Below are 13,582 nucleotides of genomic sequence, written 5' to 3'. Positions count from 1 at the left end.
AAATTACTAGACGACCGGTCTACTCAGGAGCCTTTATGTCAACTGAAAAATTGTTTACCCCGCTTAAGGTGGGCGCAATCGAAGCACCAAACCGTGTCTTTATGGCGCCCCTCACCCGCCTGCGCAGCATTGAGCCGGGCGATATCCCAACGCCGCTGATGGGCGAATACTATCGCCAGCGCGTCAGCGCGGGACTGATCATCTCCGAAGCCACGCAAATTTCTGCTCAGGCAAAAGGTTATGCCGGCGCCCCTGGCCTGCACAGCCCGGAGCAGATCGCGGCGTGGAAGAAAATCACCGACGGCGTGCATGCTGAAGATGGCCGCATCGCGGTTCAGCTGTGGCACACTGGCCGTATCTCCCACAGCAGCATCCAGCCTGGCGGTCAGGCGCCGGTATCTGCCTCTGCGATCAATGCGGGGACCCGCACCTCACTGCGCGATGAGAATGGCAACGCCATTCGCGTTGACACCACCACGCCACGTGCGCTGGAGCTGGACGAGATCCCGGGGATCGTGAACGATTTCCGCCAGGCCGTCGCCAATGCCCGCGAAGCCGGTTTCGATCTGGTTGAACTGCACGGGGCCCACGGCTATCTGCTGCACCAGTTCCTGTCGCCTTCCTCTAACCAGCGTACTGACCAGTATGGCGGCAGCGTTGAGAATCGCGCCCGTCTGGTGCTTGAGGTGATTGATGCGGTTTCTGCAGAGTGGAGCGCCGATCGTATTGGTATTCGCGTCTCGCCAATCGGTTCTTTCCAGAACGTGGATAACGGCCCGAACGAAGAAGCCGACGCGCTGTACCTGATCGAAGAGCTGGCAAAACGCGGCATCGCTTATCTGCACATGTCCGAGCCAGACTGGGCTGGCGGCGAGCCATACACCGATGCCTTCCGTCAGAAAGTGCGCGACCGCTTCCCGGGCGTGATCATCGGCGCCGGGGCTTATACACCGGAGAAAGCCGAAGATCTGATTAACAAAGGGCTGATCGATGCCGTGGCCTTTGGCCGCGCCTATATCGCCAACCCGGACCTGGTGGCTCGCCTGCAGCGCAAAGCCGAGCTGAACCCACAGCGTCCGGAGAGCTTCTACGGCGGCGGCGCGGAAGGTTACACCGATTATCCCTCTTTATAAGCCCCCGCATTGATAGCGGCGACACTTCGCCGCTATACTAAAACATCGTTTCTGTTCAAGATGATAAAAGCTAAGAGGATAATATGCGCCTACTTCACACCATGCTGCGCGTTGGCGATCTGCAACGTTCCATCGAGTTTTACACTAACGTGCTGGGCATGACCCTGCTGCGCACCAGCGAAAACCCGGAATACAAATACTCCCTGGCCTTTGTCGGTTATGGCCCGGAGAGCGACGAAGCGGTTATCGAACTCACCTATAACTGGGGTGTGGATAGCTACGAGCTGGGTACAGCCTATGGTCATATCGCCCTGGAGGTGGATAACGCGGCAGAAGCCTGCGAGCGGATCCGCAGCAACGGCGGCAACGTGACCCGTGAAGCGGGTCCGGTTAAGGGCGGCACCACCGTGATCGCCTTCGTTGAAGATCCGGACGGTTATAAAATCGAACTGATCGAAGCCAAAGACGCCGGTCGCGGTCTGGGCAACTGATCCTGACGGGCGCGCCATGCGCCCGTTGTTTTACTGCATCTCGCCTCAAAATTTGCCATAATACGCACTGCTTTTTTCCCCTTGTAAGAGATCCAGATGTCCGATAACGCTCAACTTACCGGTCTGTGCGACCGTTTTCGTGGTTTTTATCCTGTCGTGATTGATGTCGAAACCGCTGGATTTAACGCCAAAACCGATGCGCTGTTGGAAATTGCCGCCATCACGTTGAAGATGGATGAACAGGGCAATTTGCTGCCGGATACCACGCTGCATTTTCACGTTGAACCCTTTGAAGGGGCGAACCTGCAGCCTGAGGCGCTGGCATTTAATGGCATTGATCCGCATAACCCGCTGCGTGGGGCAGTGAGTGAATATGACGCGCTGCATGCCATCTTTAAAATGGTGCGCAAGGGCATGAAAGAGCAGAACTGTAATCGCGCGATCATGGTGGCGCACAATGCTACCTTCGATCACAGCTTTATGATGGCTGCCGCCGAGCGCGCGTCGCTGAAACGTAATCCGTTCCACCCGTTTGTGACCTTCGATACCGCGGCCTTAAGCGGGCTGGCGCTGGGGCAAACCGTGCTGTCGAAAGCCTGTATTACCGCCGGTATCGATTTTGACGGCACACAGGCGCACTCCGCCCTGTACGATACCGAACGCACGGCGGAACTGTTTTGCGAAATCGTTAACCGCTGGAAGCGTCTCGGCGGCTGGCCGCTGCCAGATGTTGGCAACAACGCATAAAAAAAGCGACCGGAAGGTCGCTTTTTTATTTACCGTGCGCGAGATTACTCGGCGCCTGGCTCTTCAGATTTGTACTTCGCAGCCGTCTCTTTGATCAGCTGCTGCAGTTCGCCGCGCTGATACATCTCAATCAGGATGTCGCAACCGCCAACCAGTTCACCGTCAACCCACAGCTGCGGGAAGGTCGGCCAGTTAGCGTATTTTGGCAGCTCAGCGCGGATATCCGGGTTCTGCAGAATATCAACGTAAGCAAAACGTTCGCCACAGGCAGAGAGCGCCTGCACCGCCTGAGCGGAGAAACCACAGCTAGGCAGTTTCGGAGAACCTTTCATGTATAGCAGGATCGGGTTTTCAGCAATCTGCTGCTGAATTTTTTCAATAGTAGTGCTCATGTCTTGCTTCCTTTTACTTCTGTTACGGCAATAGTCTGACATTGTAGCGTTTCAGGCCGACTACGGAAAATAACATTTTCGTCACGTACAGGATTTTACCGCGCGTGACGTAAAGTTGCATTATAAAACTACCTTATCCCGTTCCCCCCTGCGTCTTTGCTCAGCGAATGTACAAATCAACCGGTTGAAATTCTGTTTTTTTGCACTTGCTAACGAAACGCAGTTTTAGATGCAAAAAGTTTATTAACGCAGGGGCTTTTTATAGATTAGAATCGACAAGTTTTGTAAATCAGACGCAGGATAATTTATATCCAGCTATTACCAGGGGAATGCCCAGTGGCGCGAATAAATAAATTCTCGATCACGCTCTGTGCTTTGCTGTTTTCATCTCTCACCTTCACGCCGGTGGCAAACGCCTCAGAGCAGGCGCGGCCTTCTGCCGCCCACAAAACGCATCTGGCAAAAGCCACCGAACCGAAGAAAAAAAGCAGCAGCGGCAAAACCACGAAGAAAGAGAGCACCAGCAAAAAAAGCACCGCCAGTAAAAAGAGCAGCAGCAAAAAAAGCAGCCTCGCTAAAACACAGCCAGCCACCTCCAGTAAGAAAAGCAAAAATTCCTCCCGCAGCGCGCCCCGTACAACTCAAACCGCTTCGCGCGTTGTGACAGAAAAATGTACTTCCCGTAAAGGCCATAAAGCGCAGTGCGTGAAAACCAGCAAGACCACGACCCTTGCCGAAGCGCATAAAGTCCGGGTGCAAAAAGCGCAGAAAACGGCGCTAAATAAGCTAATGGGCCAGATTGGTAAACCGTATCGCTGGGGCGGCAGCTCACCGCGTACCGGTTTCGACTGCAGCGGCCTGGTCTATTACGCCTATAAAGATCTGGTTAAGTTCCGCATTCCGCGTACCGCCAACGAAATGTACCATCTGCGTGACGCCTCCCCGGTGGATCGCGGTGAGCTCGAAAGCGGCGATCTGGTGTTCTTCCGCACCCAGGGTCGCGGCACCGCCGATCACGTTGGTGTCTACGTTGGCAACGGCAAATTTATTCAGTCGCCGCGTACCGGCCAGGATATTCAGCTCACCTCCCTGAGCGAAGAGTACTGGCAGCGCCATTACGTTGGCGCTCGCCGCGTGATGAAGCCCAGCACGCTGCGTTAACCCCCTGCCCCGCGGGTAAGCCTGCGGGGTAAGTTCCTCTTTTGTAGGGTCTTTCAATTTGCTACTCTATCCTTACATTCAATATGGTTATTGGATGGTTCACTATAATAAGGAGAGAAGCAATGTCGTTTGAATTACCTGCATTACCGTATGCAAAAGACGCTCTGGCCCCGCATATTTCTGCGGAAACCCTGGAGTACCACTACGGCAAACATCACCAGACCTATGTCACCAACCTGAATAACCTGATCGCCGGCACCCCATTTGAAGGGAAAACCCTGGAAGAGATCGTGCGTAGTTCTGAGGGCGGTATCTTCAATAACGCCGCGCAGGTGTGGAACCACACCTTCTACTGGCACTGCCTGGCGCCTCAGGCCGGTGGTGAACCGACGGGTGATCTGGCTGACGCCATCATCGCCACCTTTGGTAGCTTTGCGGAATTTAAAGCGAAGTTTACCGACGCCGCGGTGAAAAACTTTGGCGCGGGCTGGACCTGGCTGGTGAAAGAGGCGGACGGGAAACTGGCCATCGTTTCCACGTCCAATGCGGGCACGCCGTTGACCAGCAACGCTACCCCACTGTTAACGGTGGATGTATGGGAACACGCTTACTACATCGATTACCGTAATGCGCGCCCGAACTACCTCGAGCACTTCTGGGCGCTGGTAAACTGGGAATTTGTTGCGAAGAACTTCGCGGCATAACGAAAAACGCAGAAGGCCGGGCCTTCTGCGTTTTGGTGTTATTCGGCGGCACAAACCGGTTCAGGTTGTTTTCTGTCGGCCATTAGCACCAGCAGAAGCCCCAGCGCGGCAATGATGGCCCCCATCACCGGAACAAAGCTGTACCCCAGCCCGCCGGAGATCACCGCACCACCCGCCGCCGCACCCAGCGCATTCCCCAGGTTAAACGCTCCGATATTGACGGAAGAGGATAACCCTGGCGCATCGCTTGCCACCCGCATCACACGCATTTGCAGCGGCGGTACCACCGCAAAGGTCGCCATCCCCCATACCACCATCGCGAACGCCGCCCCCACTTCATTACGTGCCAGCCACGGGATCGCCACCATAATCGCGATCAGCAGCAGTAGAAAGCCTTTCAGGGTGCCGCTTACGGAGCGGTCCGCCAGCTTGCCGCCCAGGAAGTTGCCGAGGGAGAAACCGACGCCAATCAGCACCAGCATCGCGGTAACAAAAGCAGGCGTCGCCTGGTTAATGTCATGCAGAACGGGCGCAATGTAGGTGTAGAGGGTGAACATTGCCCCAGCACCGAGAACCGTGGTCAGTAAGGCGGAAAGCACCTGCGGGCGCATCAGCACCGCCAGTTCTTTACGCACATCCGGCTTTTCGCCCGCGCCACCCGCAGGGAGGGAGAAGAAGAGCGCGACCATCGAGACCACGCCCAAAAGCGCCGTCGCCAGGAAGGACATCCGCCAGCCGATGGCTTCGCCCATCCACGTTGCGGCGGGTACGCCGCCAATATTGGCGATGGTGAGACCCATAAACATGGTTGCTACGGCGCTGGCCTGTTTATGCTTCGGCACTACGCTTGCGGCGACCACCGACCCGAGGCCAAAGAAGGCGCCGTGATTGAGGCTGGTCAAAATACGCGACAGCATCAGGGTGGTGTAATCCGGGGAGAGCGCCGACAGCACGTTACCGACGGTAAAGATCGCCATCAGGAAGATCAGCGCATTACGACGGCCGCGATGGGAAAGCAGCAAGGTCATCAGCGGTGCCCCTACCATTACGCCGATAGCGTAGGCGCTGATTAACATGCCCGCAGCGGGAATAGAGACATCCACACCCCGGGCGATAACCGGTAGCAGTCCCATTGGAGAAAACTCGGTGGTGCCGATGCCAAATGCGCCAATGGCCAGGGCCAGCAGCGGAAAATTGATTTTCATACTTCAACTCCGGATACCGTGTCGTCAGGCGACACAGAACAATGAAGGCGAAAGCATGACATCAATCACAAAAAATGAGAAGTTAACAATTTGGCAAAAGATTTTTGCCGGACGCGTAACAATAGCAGAAGGGAGACGAGGGAGCGTTAGCTCCCTCGCAAATATCAGTGCAGCGCAGCCGTAAGACCGCTGGCAACGATCAGACCCAGAACAATAACGGTGGTAATCAGCGAAAACTTAAGATCGGTACTCATCAATTTTTCTCCTTTTAATCACCCTACGAAGAGTGAGCTTGCTCATTTTTGCACAGTTCAGGGTAAAAATCTTGCTGGATTTAGATTGATATCGATTTTTACTCTTCCCCTTTTGGTCAAGATCAGCCAAAATTCCACGCTAAATTTATTAGCGTACCGGCCATTGACCCCCTCCTGACGTCCTGTGTCGTTTTCCCGGCGTACCGCAATTCAAATTGCGCAATTAGGGCGAGTGAAGGCAAACGTTTACCTATTGGTTTTTCAGGAGCTTAAGATATGGTCTGGAGTGACATCTGATGGCAACAATTAAAGACGTAGCGAAACGCGCAAACGTTTCCACTACAACCGTATCACATGTTATTAACAAAACCCGCTTTGTGGCGGAAGAGACGCGTAACAACGTCTGGGCAGCGATCAAAGAGCTGCACTATTCTCCGAGCGCCGTCGCCCGTAGTCTGAAGGTGAACCACACCAAATCGATCGGCCTGCTGGCGACCAGCAGCGAAGCCCCCTACTTCGCAGAAATTATTGAAGCGGTAGAGAAAAACTGCTTCCAGAAAGGTTACACCCTGATCCTCGGCAACGCCTGGAACAGCCTGGAGAAGCAGCGGGCCTATCTGTCGATGATGGCGCAAAAGCGCGTCGACGGCCTGCTGGTAATGTGCTCGGAATACCCGGAGCCGCTGCTGAAGATGCTGGAAGAGTATCGCAATATCCCGATGGTGGTGATGGACTGGGGCGAAGCGAAAGCGGACTTCACCGACTCGGTCATTGATAACGCCTTTGAAGGTGGCTACATGGCCGGACGTTATCTGATCGAACGCGGGCATCGCGATATTGGCGTCATCCCGGGCGCGCTGGAGCGCAACACCGGCGCCGGTCGTCTGGCCGGTTTTATGAAAGCGATGGAAGAAGCCTTAATCACGGTGCCGGAAAACTGGATCGTCCAGGGCGACTTTGAGCCGGAGTCCGGCTATCGCGCAATGCAGCAGATCCTCTCCCAGACGCCGCGTCCGACCGCTATTTTCTGCGGCGGCGATGTTATGGCGATGGGTGCCCTGTGTGCCGCTGACGAGATGGGCCTGCGCGTTCCGCAGGACGTTTCGCTGATCGGGTATGATAACGTGCGCAACGCCCGTTTCTTCACCCCGGCGCTGACCACCATCCACCAGCCAAAAGATTCGCTGGGCGAGACCGCCTTTAACATGCTGCTCGACCGTATCGTCAATAAACGTGAAGAGTCGCAGTCCATTGAAGTGCATCCGCGTTTGATCGAACGCCGCTCCGTCGCCGATGGCCCGTTCCGCGACTACCGCCGTTGATCCGCTCAGGGAGCCAGTACCTCTGGCTCCCGCAACCACTCTCTGTTCATCGTTTCACTGTCCCCCAGATAATCCAGCAGCCACGCCAGCGCCGGTGACATGTCGTTTTGTTGCCAGGTGAGGCAGCAGGCCGCATCCGGGAAGGGGTTTTCCAGCGTCAGCTCCACCCATTTGCCACTGTCTATCCAGGGCCGGGCAAAATGGACCGGCACCATCCCCACGCACAACCCGGCCGACAGGCAGGTCGCAGAGGATTCCCAGTCCGGGGTGACGATCCGCCGCTGGTTATCCAGCAGCCAGGTGATCCGTTTCGGCAGCGAGCGGGAGGTATCTTCCCGCACCAGCGACGGCCAGTTGCGCAGGGTATCATCGCTGAGCGGGCCGGGAAGCGCGGCCAGCGGATGGTGGCTCGCCACCACGCAGACCCAGCTCAGCATCCCCATATCGCGAAACGCGTAGCGCCCCCCCACCGGTATCGCCTGGGTCGCGCCGATCGCCATCTCCACCCTGCCATCCGCCAGCGCATCCCAGACACCGTTAAAGACCTCCTGGGAGACACGCAGCTCAACGTCAGCGAAGTGGCGATAAAAGTCGACGATCATCTGGCGGGTGCGCTCGGGACGAACGATGTTATCCACCGCAATGGAGATATGCCCGCGCCAGCCGTTGGCAATCTGCTGACACTGTTCGCGGGTGATCTGCATTTTTTTGATAACAGAACGCCCCTCCTTCAGAAACCACAGCCCGGCAGGCGTCAGCTCCACATCACGGTGTCGCCGTTCAAATAGCGGCACCGCCAGCCACTCCTCAAGCTGACGCACCGTATAGCTGATGGCTGACGGGACACGATGTAGCTCCTGTGCCGCGCCGCTGAAACTGCCGTTACGCGCCACGGCATCCACCACTTCAAGGGAATATTCTGACCACATTTTCTGCCTGCAAAAAATTTGAATGCAACCGCCAAATATTAGCGTTTCACAAGCGGGATTGCACTGCCTACACTCAGCGGCTACCTAAACCTGCATCCATAAGGACAATAAAACCATGCAACCCGGGAAAGGATTTTTAGTCTGGCTCGGCGGCCTGAGCGTGCTGGGCTTCCTCGCCACCGATATGTACCTGCCTGCGTTCGCCATCATGCAGGCGGATCTGCAAACCCCGGCTGCCGCCATCAGCGCCAGCCTGAGCCTCTTCCTGGCCGGTTTTGCCTTCGCGCAGCTGCTCTGGGGACCGATGTCTGACCGCTTCGGACGCAAGCCGGTACTGCTGGCCGGCTTAGCCATCTTTGCATTCGGCTGCCTCGGTATGCTGTGGGTACGCGACGCCACCTGGCTGCTGGTGCTACGCTTTATCCAGGCGGTGGGGGTCTGCGCCGCGGCGGTGACCTGGCAGGCGCTGGTGACCGATTACTACCCGGCATCGCGAACCAACCGCATTTTCGCCACCATCATGCCGCTGGTTGGCTTGTCGCCAGCGCTGGCACCGCTGCTCGGCAGCTGGATCCTCGCCCATTTCAGCTGGCAGGCCATTTTTGCGGTGCTGTTTGCCATTACCCTGGTGCTGATGATCCCGGCCTTTTTCCTGAAGCCAGTGACGGTAAAAGAGGCGCAGCCAACCTCCCGCGTGACCTTCTTCACCCTGCTTCGCTCCCGGATCTACCGCGGTAACGTACTGATCTACGCCGCCTGTTCCGCCAGCTTCTTCGCCTGGCTGACCGGCTCGCCGTTTATCCTCAGCGATATGGGCTACAGCCCGGCGGCGATCGGACTGAGCTATGTGCCGCAGACTATCGCCTTCCTGATTGGGGGTTACGGCTGCCGCGCCGCCCTGCAAAAATGGCCGGGTCACCAGATGCTGCCGTGGCTGCTGGGCCTGTTTGCCGTCAGCGTGATCGGTACCTGGGCGATCGGGTTTATTCCGGGCGTCAGCCTGGCGGCGTTGCTGGCCCCCTTCTGCCTGATGGCAGTGGCGAACGGCGCCATCTACCCTATCGTGGTAGCGCAGGCGCTGCGTCCCTTCCCGCAGGCAACCGGCAGCGCGGCGGCACTGCAGAACACCCTGCAGCTGGGACTCTGTTTCCTCGCGAGCCTGCTGGTCTCCTGGCTGATTGCCACCCCGTTGCTGACCACCACCAGCGTGATGGTGGCGACCGTCGTGCTGGCCGCGCTTGGCTATCGGATGCAGTATCTCCCTGTGGGCCAGCAGGATGAGAGCCCGCACGCAGAATCTTCCCACGCCTGACAGGATAAATAATTAGCGTACTAACAATATGCTGTTGAATCACCAGGATATCAGTCCTATACTGGCTAAAGCTTTCTGATAAATACTAAAATTATTAAGTGTTAACGGGAGCCGGATTGCTCCCGTTTTACCATGGATGGCCTTTCGGCAAGGGTCCTCTCCCTTCCTCTGTTCTACGTCGGATATTAGCCTCACGGGTTGCACCGTGAAATTTCTCACTCTCCATGAAGAGCGTCTACGCTGTTTATGGGTTCTGATCACATCAGGTGATGGAGAAGCTATGAGTTCATCGTGTATAGAAGAAGTCAGCATCCGGAATGATGACTGGTTCCGGATAGTCAATGAATTGCTGAGCCGCGCGGGTATCACCATCAACGGCCCGGCATCCTCCGATCTACAAGTTAAACACCCCGATTTTTTTAAACGCGTCCTGAAGCAGGGCTCACTGGGTCTCGGCGAGAGCTATATGGACGGCTGGTGGGAGTGCGAACGGCTGGACATCTTTTTCCATAAGGTTCTGCGAGCGGGTCTGGAAACACAGCTGCCCAGCCACCTGAAGGATACCCTGCGCATCGCTACTGCCCGCCTGTTCAACCTGCAAAGTAAAAAGCGCGCCTGGATTGTCGGCAAAGAGCACTACGATCTTGGCAATGACCTGTTCAGCCGTATGCTCGACCCGGCTATGCAGTACTCCTGCGGTTACTGGAAAGAGGCCACCACCCTTGAGCAGGCCCAGCAGGATAAACTGCGCCTCATCTGCGAAAAACTGCAACTGCAGCCCGGTATGCGGGTACTGGATATCGGTTGCGGCTGGGGCGGGCTGGCGGAGTTTATGGCGCAGCACTATGGCGTCAGCGTGGTCGGTGTGACCATATCAGCGGAGCAGCAACGCATGGCGCAGGCGCGCTGCGCCGGGCTGGATGTCACCATCCTGTTACAGGACTACCGCGATCTGCACGATCAGTTCGATCGCATTGTCTCGGTAGGGATGTTCGAGCATGTGGGGCCAAAAAACTACAACACCTATTTCAACGTGGTGGATCGTAACCTGAAGCCGGATGGCCTGTTCCTGCTGCATACCATTGGCTCACGAAAAACCGACCATAACGTTGATCCCTGGATAGACAAGTACATCTTTCCGAATGGCTGTTTGCCCTCAGTTCGCCAGATTGCGAATGCCAGCGAAGCCCATTTTGTAATGGAGGACTGGCATAATTTTGGCGCTGATTACGATACTACCCTGATGGCCTGGCATGCGCGCTTCCTTGCCAGCTGGCCGGAGATCGCCGACAACTATTCTGAACGATTTAAACGGATGTTCAGCTACTATCTGAACGCCTGCGCCGGTGCGTTTCGCGCCCGTGATATTCAACTGTGGCAGGTGGTATTCAGCCGCGGCGTGGAGCACGGCCTGCGGGTGCCCCGCTAAAAAAGACCCCGGCTTGCCGGGGTCTTTTTTATCATGCGTCGTTGAGCGTCTGCTGGATAGCGGCGGCCTCTTTCGCCGCCAGTACGCGCTCCACGGTATCGACCACCGCCTGGGTTTGCGGGTCGATTTCGATATTCACTCTGTGCCCCAGCTTTTTGCTGCCGAGAGTCGTGCGCTGCAGCGTCTCCGGGATCAGGTGGACACTGAATCGGGTAGGCGTCACTTCACCAACGGTCAGACTAATGCCATCCACGCCAATAAAGCCTTTATAGAGGATGTACTTCATCAATGAAGGATCCTGCACCTTGAACCAGATTTGACGATTATTTTCTGAGGTGAGGATTTTGGCAATTTCCGCGGTAGTCATAATATGGCCTGACATTAAATGCCCGCCAATTTCGTCGCTGAATTTCGCGGCGCGCTCCACGTTAACAATATCGCCCTCAACCAGGTCGCCCAAATTGGTAATGCGCAGCGTCTCTTTCATTAAATCGAAGCTGATGAGATTACCGTTAATTTCGGTCACCGTCAGGCAACAACCGTTGTGTGCAACCGATGCCCCGGTCTCCAGCCCATCGAGCATCTCGTCCGGCAGGGCGACGACGTGGGTACGGAAATTGGGTTTTTCATCAATGGCCACCAGTTTCGCGGTGCCCTGCACAATACCAGTAAACATGCTTACGACTCCTGTTTGTTCCTTCGGTGTTAACACCGTTTAATCCCACCACAATAACAGTTGAAAATAGAGGTTGCCAGTACCCACCTTTTCTGGCGATTTTTTCACTAGATAATTAGCTTATCCCCGCTACAATAGCTGGACTTCCCCGCATCTTCTTCTTGCTGTTTTTCGCAGCGGCTTTTTTTGCATTCAAATAACAACAATACCAAAGGTGTTCACGTGCAGAAGTACATGATTGAAGCGCGTCAGTTATTAGCTCTGGCAATCCCGGTGATACTCGCGCAAATCGCCCAGACCTCAATGGGGTTCGTCGATACAGTTATGGCGGGTGGCTACAGCGCCACCGATATGGCCGCGGTAGCCATCGGGACCTCTATCTGGCTACCGGCTATTCTCTTCGGCCACGGCCTCCTGCTGGCCTTGACGCCAGTGATTGCTCAGCTTAACGGCTCCGGGCGGCGGGATCGTATCGCCCATCAGATCCGTCAGGGCTTCTGGCTGGCCGGTCTGGTCTCGGTGTTGATCATGCTGGTGCTTTGGAACGCGGGCTATATTATTCACGCCATGCGCAATATTGACCCGGCCCTGGCGGATAAAGCCGTCGGCTATTTACGCGCCCTTCTCTGGGGGACGCCGGGTTATTTATTCTTCCAGGTGATGCGTAATCAGCGTGAAGGTCTGGCGAAGACCAAACCGGGCATGGTGCTGGGCTTTATCGGCCTGCTGGTCAATATCCCGGTGAACTACATCTTTATTTACGGTCATTTCGGCATGCCTGAACTGGGCGGCATCGGCTGCGGCGTTGCCACGGCGGTAGTCTACTGGGTGATGTTCTTCGGCATGCTCTCCTATGTGAAGCGTGCCCGCTCCATGCGTGATATCCGTAGCAAAGCGGGTTTCAGCCAGCCGGACATGGAGGTGGTCAAACGGCTGGTGCAGCTGGGCCTGCCTATCGCGCTGGCGCTCTTCTTCGAAGTGACGCTGTTCGCGGTGGTCGCCCTGCTCGTCTCCCCGCTGGGGATTGTGGATGTGGCCGGGCACCAGATCGCCCTTAACTTCAGCTCGCTGATGTTCGTCCTGCCGCTGTCGCTTGCTGCCGCGGTAACCATTCGCGTCGGTTATCGCCTCGGACAGGGCTCCACGCTGGATGCGCAAATCGCAGCCCGGACCGGCATTGGCGTAGGCATGTGCATGGCCGTCTGCACGGCGCTGTTCACCGTCACGCTGCGCGAGCAGATCGCCCTGCTCTATAACGACAACCCGGAAGTGGTGCTGCTGGCCTCCCATCTGATGCTGCTCGCGGCCGTGTACCAGCTCTCCGATTCAATCCAGGTGATCGGCAGCGGCGTGCTTCGAGGTTATAAAGATACGCGTTCGATCTTCTTTATCACCTTTATCGCCTACTGGGTGCTGGGTCTGCCGAGCGGCTATATTCTGGCGCTCACCGATCTGGTGGTGGATCGTATGGGCCCGGCCGGTTTCTGGATGGGCTTTATCATCGGTCTGACCTCCGCCGCCGTTATGATGATGCTGCGCATGCGTTTTTTACAGCGCCAGCCATCCAGCGTAATTTTGCAACGCGCTGCGCGTTAATCACCCGCCAGCCGCCTGCGGGCGGCTACTTTCTCTTCATTTTGCGCGGGAATAGAGCAATCGTGTGAAATCTGAAAGAAAATTGCGGTTTGCCTCTTGCCTCATGCGACCACTGCCGCTAATATCCGTCCCCGTTGTCACACACAACAATGCGTTCATAGCTCAGTTGGTTAGAGCACCACCTTGACATGGTGGGGGTCGTTGGTTCGAGTCCAATTGAACGCACCATTC

Annotated in this window: 14 protein-coding genes and 1 tRNA gene; 10 read left to right on the top strand and 5 right to left on the bottom strand. The window is 56.2% G+C overall.

Annotation, left to right across the window (positions count from 1 at the left end):
• Positions 1 to 35 precede the first annotated feature (35 nt).
• The 3 genes from C2U54_RS15085 (at position 36) to rnt (ending at position 2,371) form a co-directional block, all read left to right on the top strand.
• Positions 36 to 1,133 (top strand): alkene reductase, encoded by a 1,098-nt coding sequence (locus tag C2U54_RS15085; protein ID WP_103179363.1) that lies wholly within the window; start codon positions 36 to 38, stop codon positions 1,131 to 1,133.
• Between the two features lie 83 nt (positions 1,134 to 1,216).
• Positions 1,217 to 1,624, top strand: a complete 408-nt coding sequence (gene gloA / locus C2U54_RS15080; protein ID WP_103179362.1) for a lactoylglutathione lyase — start codon at positions 1,217 to 1,219, stop codon at positions 1,622 to 1,624.
• Between the two features lie 96 nt (positions 1,625 to 1,720).
• On the top strand, positions 1,721 to 2,371 hold the full coding sequence (rnt, locus tag C2U54_RS15075) for a ribonuclease T (protein ID WP_103179361.1): 651 nt from the start codon (positions 1,721 to 1,723) through the stop codon (positions 2,369 to 2,371).
• A gap of 44 nt (positions 2,372 to 2,415) precedes the next feature.
• Here rnt and grxD read toward each other — a convergent pair whose 3' ends face one another.
• Positions 2,416 to 2,763: a monothiol glutaredoxin 4 gene (gene grxD, locus C2U54_RS15070; RefSeq protein WP_032617810.1), complete on the bottom strand. Its 348-nt coding sequence runs from the start codon at positions 2,761 to 2,763 to the stop codon at positions 2,416 to 2,418.
• A 336-nt stretch (positions 2,764 to 3,099) separates the two neighbouring features.
• Here grxD and C2U54_RS15065 point away from each other — a divergent pair, with 336 nt between their 5' ends.
• Positions 3,100 to 3,924: a C40 family peptidase gene (locus C2U54_RS15065; protein ID WP_103179360.1), complete on the top strand. Its 825-nt coding sequence runs from the start codon at positions 3,100 to 3,102 to the stop codon at positions 3,922 to 3,924.
• Positions 3,925 to 4,046: 122 nt separating this feature from the next.
• Positions 4,047 to 4,628, top strand: a complete 582-nt coding sequence (gene sodB, locus C2U54_RS15060; protein ID WP_103179359.1) for a superoxide dismutase [Fe] — start codon at positions 4,047 to 4,049, stop codon at positions 4,626 to 4,628.
• A gap of 38 nt (positions 4,629 to 4,666) precedes the next feature.
• Here sodB and C2U54_RS15055 read toward each other — a convergent pair whose 3' ends face one another.
• Together C2U54_RS15055 and cydH are read right to left on the bottom strand one after the other, a co-directional pair.
• Positions 4,667 to 5,833: an MFS transporter gene (locus tag C2U54_RS15055; protein WP_103179358.1), complete on the bottom strand. Its 1,167-nt coding sequence runs from the start codon at positions 5,831 to 5,833 to the stop codon at positions 4,667 to 4,669.
• 164 nt (positions 5,834 to 5,997) lie between these two features.
• Complete coding sequence (gene cydH / locus C2U54_RS15050; RefSeq protein WP_103179357.1) at positions 5,998 to 6,087, bottom strand: cytochrome bd-I oxidase subunit CydH; 90 nt, start codon at positions 6,085 to 6,087, stop codon at positions 5,998 to 6,000.
• A 296-nt stretch (positions 6,088 to 6,383) separates the two neighbouring features.
• Here cydH and purR point away from each other — a divergent pair, with 296 nt between their 5' ends.
• The gene (purR, locus tag C2U54_RS15040; RefSeq protein ID WP_103179356.1) at positions 6,384 to 7,409 is read left to right on the top strand and encodes an HTH-type transcriptional repressor PurR; all 1,026 of its coding nucleotides are present in this window, start codon (positions 6,384 to 6,386) and stop codon (positions 7,407 to 7,409) included.
• A gap of 5 nt (positions 7,410 to 7,414) precedes the next feature.
• Here the strand turns inward: purR and punR are convergent, their stop codons facing one another.
• The gene (gene punR / locus C2U54_RS15035) at positions 7,415 to 8,338 is read right to left on the bottom strand and encodes a DNA-binding transcriptional activator PunR (RefSeq protein WP_103179355.1); all 924 of its coding nucleotides are present in this window, start codon (positions 8,336 to 8,338) and stop codon (positions 7,415 to 7,417) included.
• 115 nt (positions 8,339 to 8,453) lie between these two features.
• On the opposite strand from punR, the gene punC reads away from it, so the two are divergent.
• Complete coding sequence (gene punC / locus C2U54_RS15030) at positions 8,454 to 9,650, top strand: purine nucleoside transporter PunC (RefSeq protein ID WP_103179354.1); 1,197 nt, start codon at positions 8,454 to 8,456, stop codon at positions 9,648 to 9,650.
• A 280-nt stretch (positions 9,651 to 9,930) separates the two neighbouring features.
• Positions 9,931 to 11,079, top strand: a complete 1,149-nt coding sequence (gene cfa, locus C2U54_RS15025; RefSeq protein WP_103179353.1) for a cyclopropane fatty acyl phospholipid synthase — start codon at positions 9,931 to 9,933, stop codon at positions 11,077 to 11,079.
• A gap of 31 nt (positions 11,080 to 11,110) precedes the next feature.
• Here the strand turns inward: cfa and C2U54_RS15020 are convergent, their stop codons facing one another.
• Positions 11,111 to 11,755 carry a riboflavin synthase subunit alpha gene (locus C2U54_RS15020; RefSeq protein WP_103179352.1) on the bottom strand — a complete coding sequence of 215 codons (645 nt, stop codon included), beginning with the start codon at positions 11,753 to 11,755 and terminating at the stop codon, positions 11,111 to 11,113.
• A 222-nt stretch (positions 11,756 to 11,977) separates the two neighbouring features.
• Here C2U54_RS15020 and mdtK point away from each other — a divergent pair, with 222 nt between their 5' ends.
• The gene (gene mdtK / locus C2U54_RS15015; protein WP_103179351.1) at positions 11,978 to 13,351 is read left to right on the top strand and encodes an MdtK family multidrug efflux MATE transporter; all 1,374 of its coding nucleotides are present in this window, start codon (positions 11,978 to 11,980) and stop codon (positions 13,349 to 13,351) included.
• Between the two features lie 151 nt (positions 13,352 to 13,502).
• A tRNA-Val gene (locus tag C2U54_RS15010) sits at positions 13,503 to 13,579 on the top strand.
• Positions 13,580 to 13,582: the final 3 nt, after the last annotated feature.

This window comes from Leclercia sp. LSNIH1, from assembly GCF_002902985.1.
Classification (GTDB): domain Bacteria; phylum Pseudomonadota; class Gammaproteobacteria; order Enterobacterales; family Enterobacteriaceae; genus Enterobacter.
This window is presented reverse-complemented; position numbering and strand designations above follow the sequence as displayed.

What these genes read in the sequence shown, in the direction of transcription:
- punR (WP_103179355.1), bottom strand. Translation starts at nt 8,338, where the DNA reads ATGTGGTCAGAATATTCCCTTGAAGTGGTGGATGCCGTGGCGCGTAAC.
- purR (WP_103179356.1), top strand. Translation starts at nt 6,384, where the DNA reads ATGGCAACAATTAAAGACGTAGCGAAACGCGCAAACGTTTCCACTACA.
- C2U54_RS15085 (WP_103179363.1), top strand. Translation starts at nt 36, where the DNA reads ATGTCAACTGAAAAATTGTTTACCCCGCTTAAGGTGGGCGCAATCGAA.
- C2U54_RS15020 (WP_103179352.1), bottom strand. Translation starts at nt 11,755, where the DNA reads ATGTTTACTGGTATTGTGCAGGGCACCGCGAAACTGGTGGCCATTGAT.
- C2U54_RS15055 (WP_103179358.1), bottom strand. Translation starts at nt 5,833, where the DNA reads ATGAAAATCAATTTTCCGCTGCTGGCCCTGGCCATTGGCGCATTTGGC.
- grxD (WP_032617810.1), bottom strand. Translation starts at nt 2,763, where the DNA reads ATGAGCACTACTATTGAAAAAATTCAGCAGCAGATTGCTGAAAACCCG.
- rnt (WP_103179361.1), top strand. Translation starts at nt 1,721, where the DNA reads ATGTCCGATAACGCTCAACTTACCGGTCTGTGCGACCGTTTTCGTGGT.
- sodB (WP_103179359.1), top strand. Translation starts at nt 4,047, where the DNA reads ATGTCGTTTGAATTACCTGCATTACCGTATGCAAAAGACGCTCTGGCC.
- gloA (WP_103179362.1), top strand. Translation starts at nt 1,217, where the DNA reads ATGCGCCTACTTCACACCATGCTGCGCGTTGGCGATCTGCAACGTTCC.
- punC (WP_103179354.1), top strand. Translation starts at nt 8,454, where the DNA reads ATGCAACCCGGGAAAGGATTTTTAGTCTGGCTCGGCGGCCTGAGCGTG.
- cydH (WP_103179357.1), bottom strand. Translation starts at nt 6,087, where the DNA reads ATGAGTACCGATCTTAAGTTTTCGCTGATTACCACCGTTATTGTTCTG.
- cfa (WP_103179353.1), top strand. Translation starts at nt 9,931, where the DNA reads ATGAGTTCATCGTGTATAGAAGAAGTCAGCATCCGGAATGATGACTGG.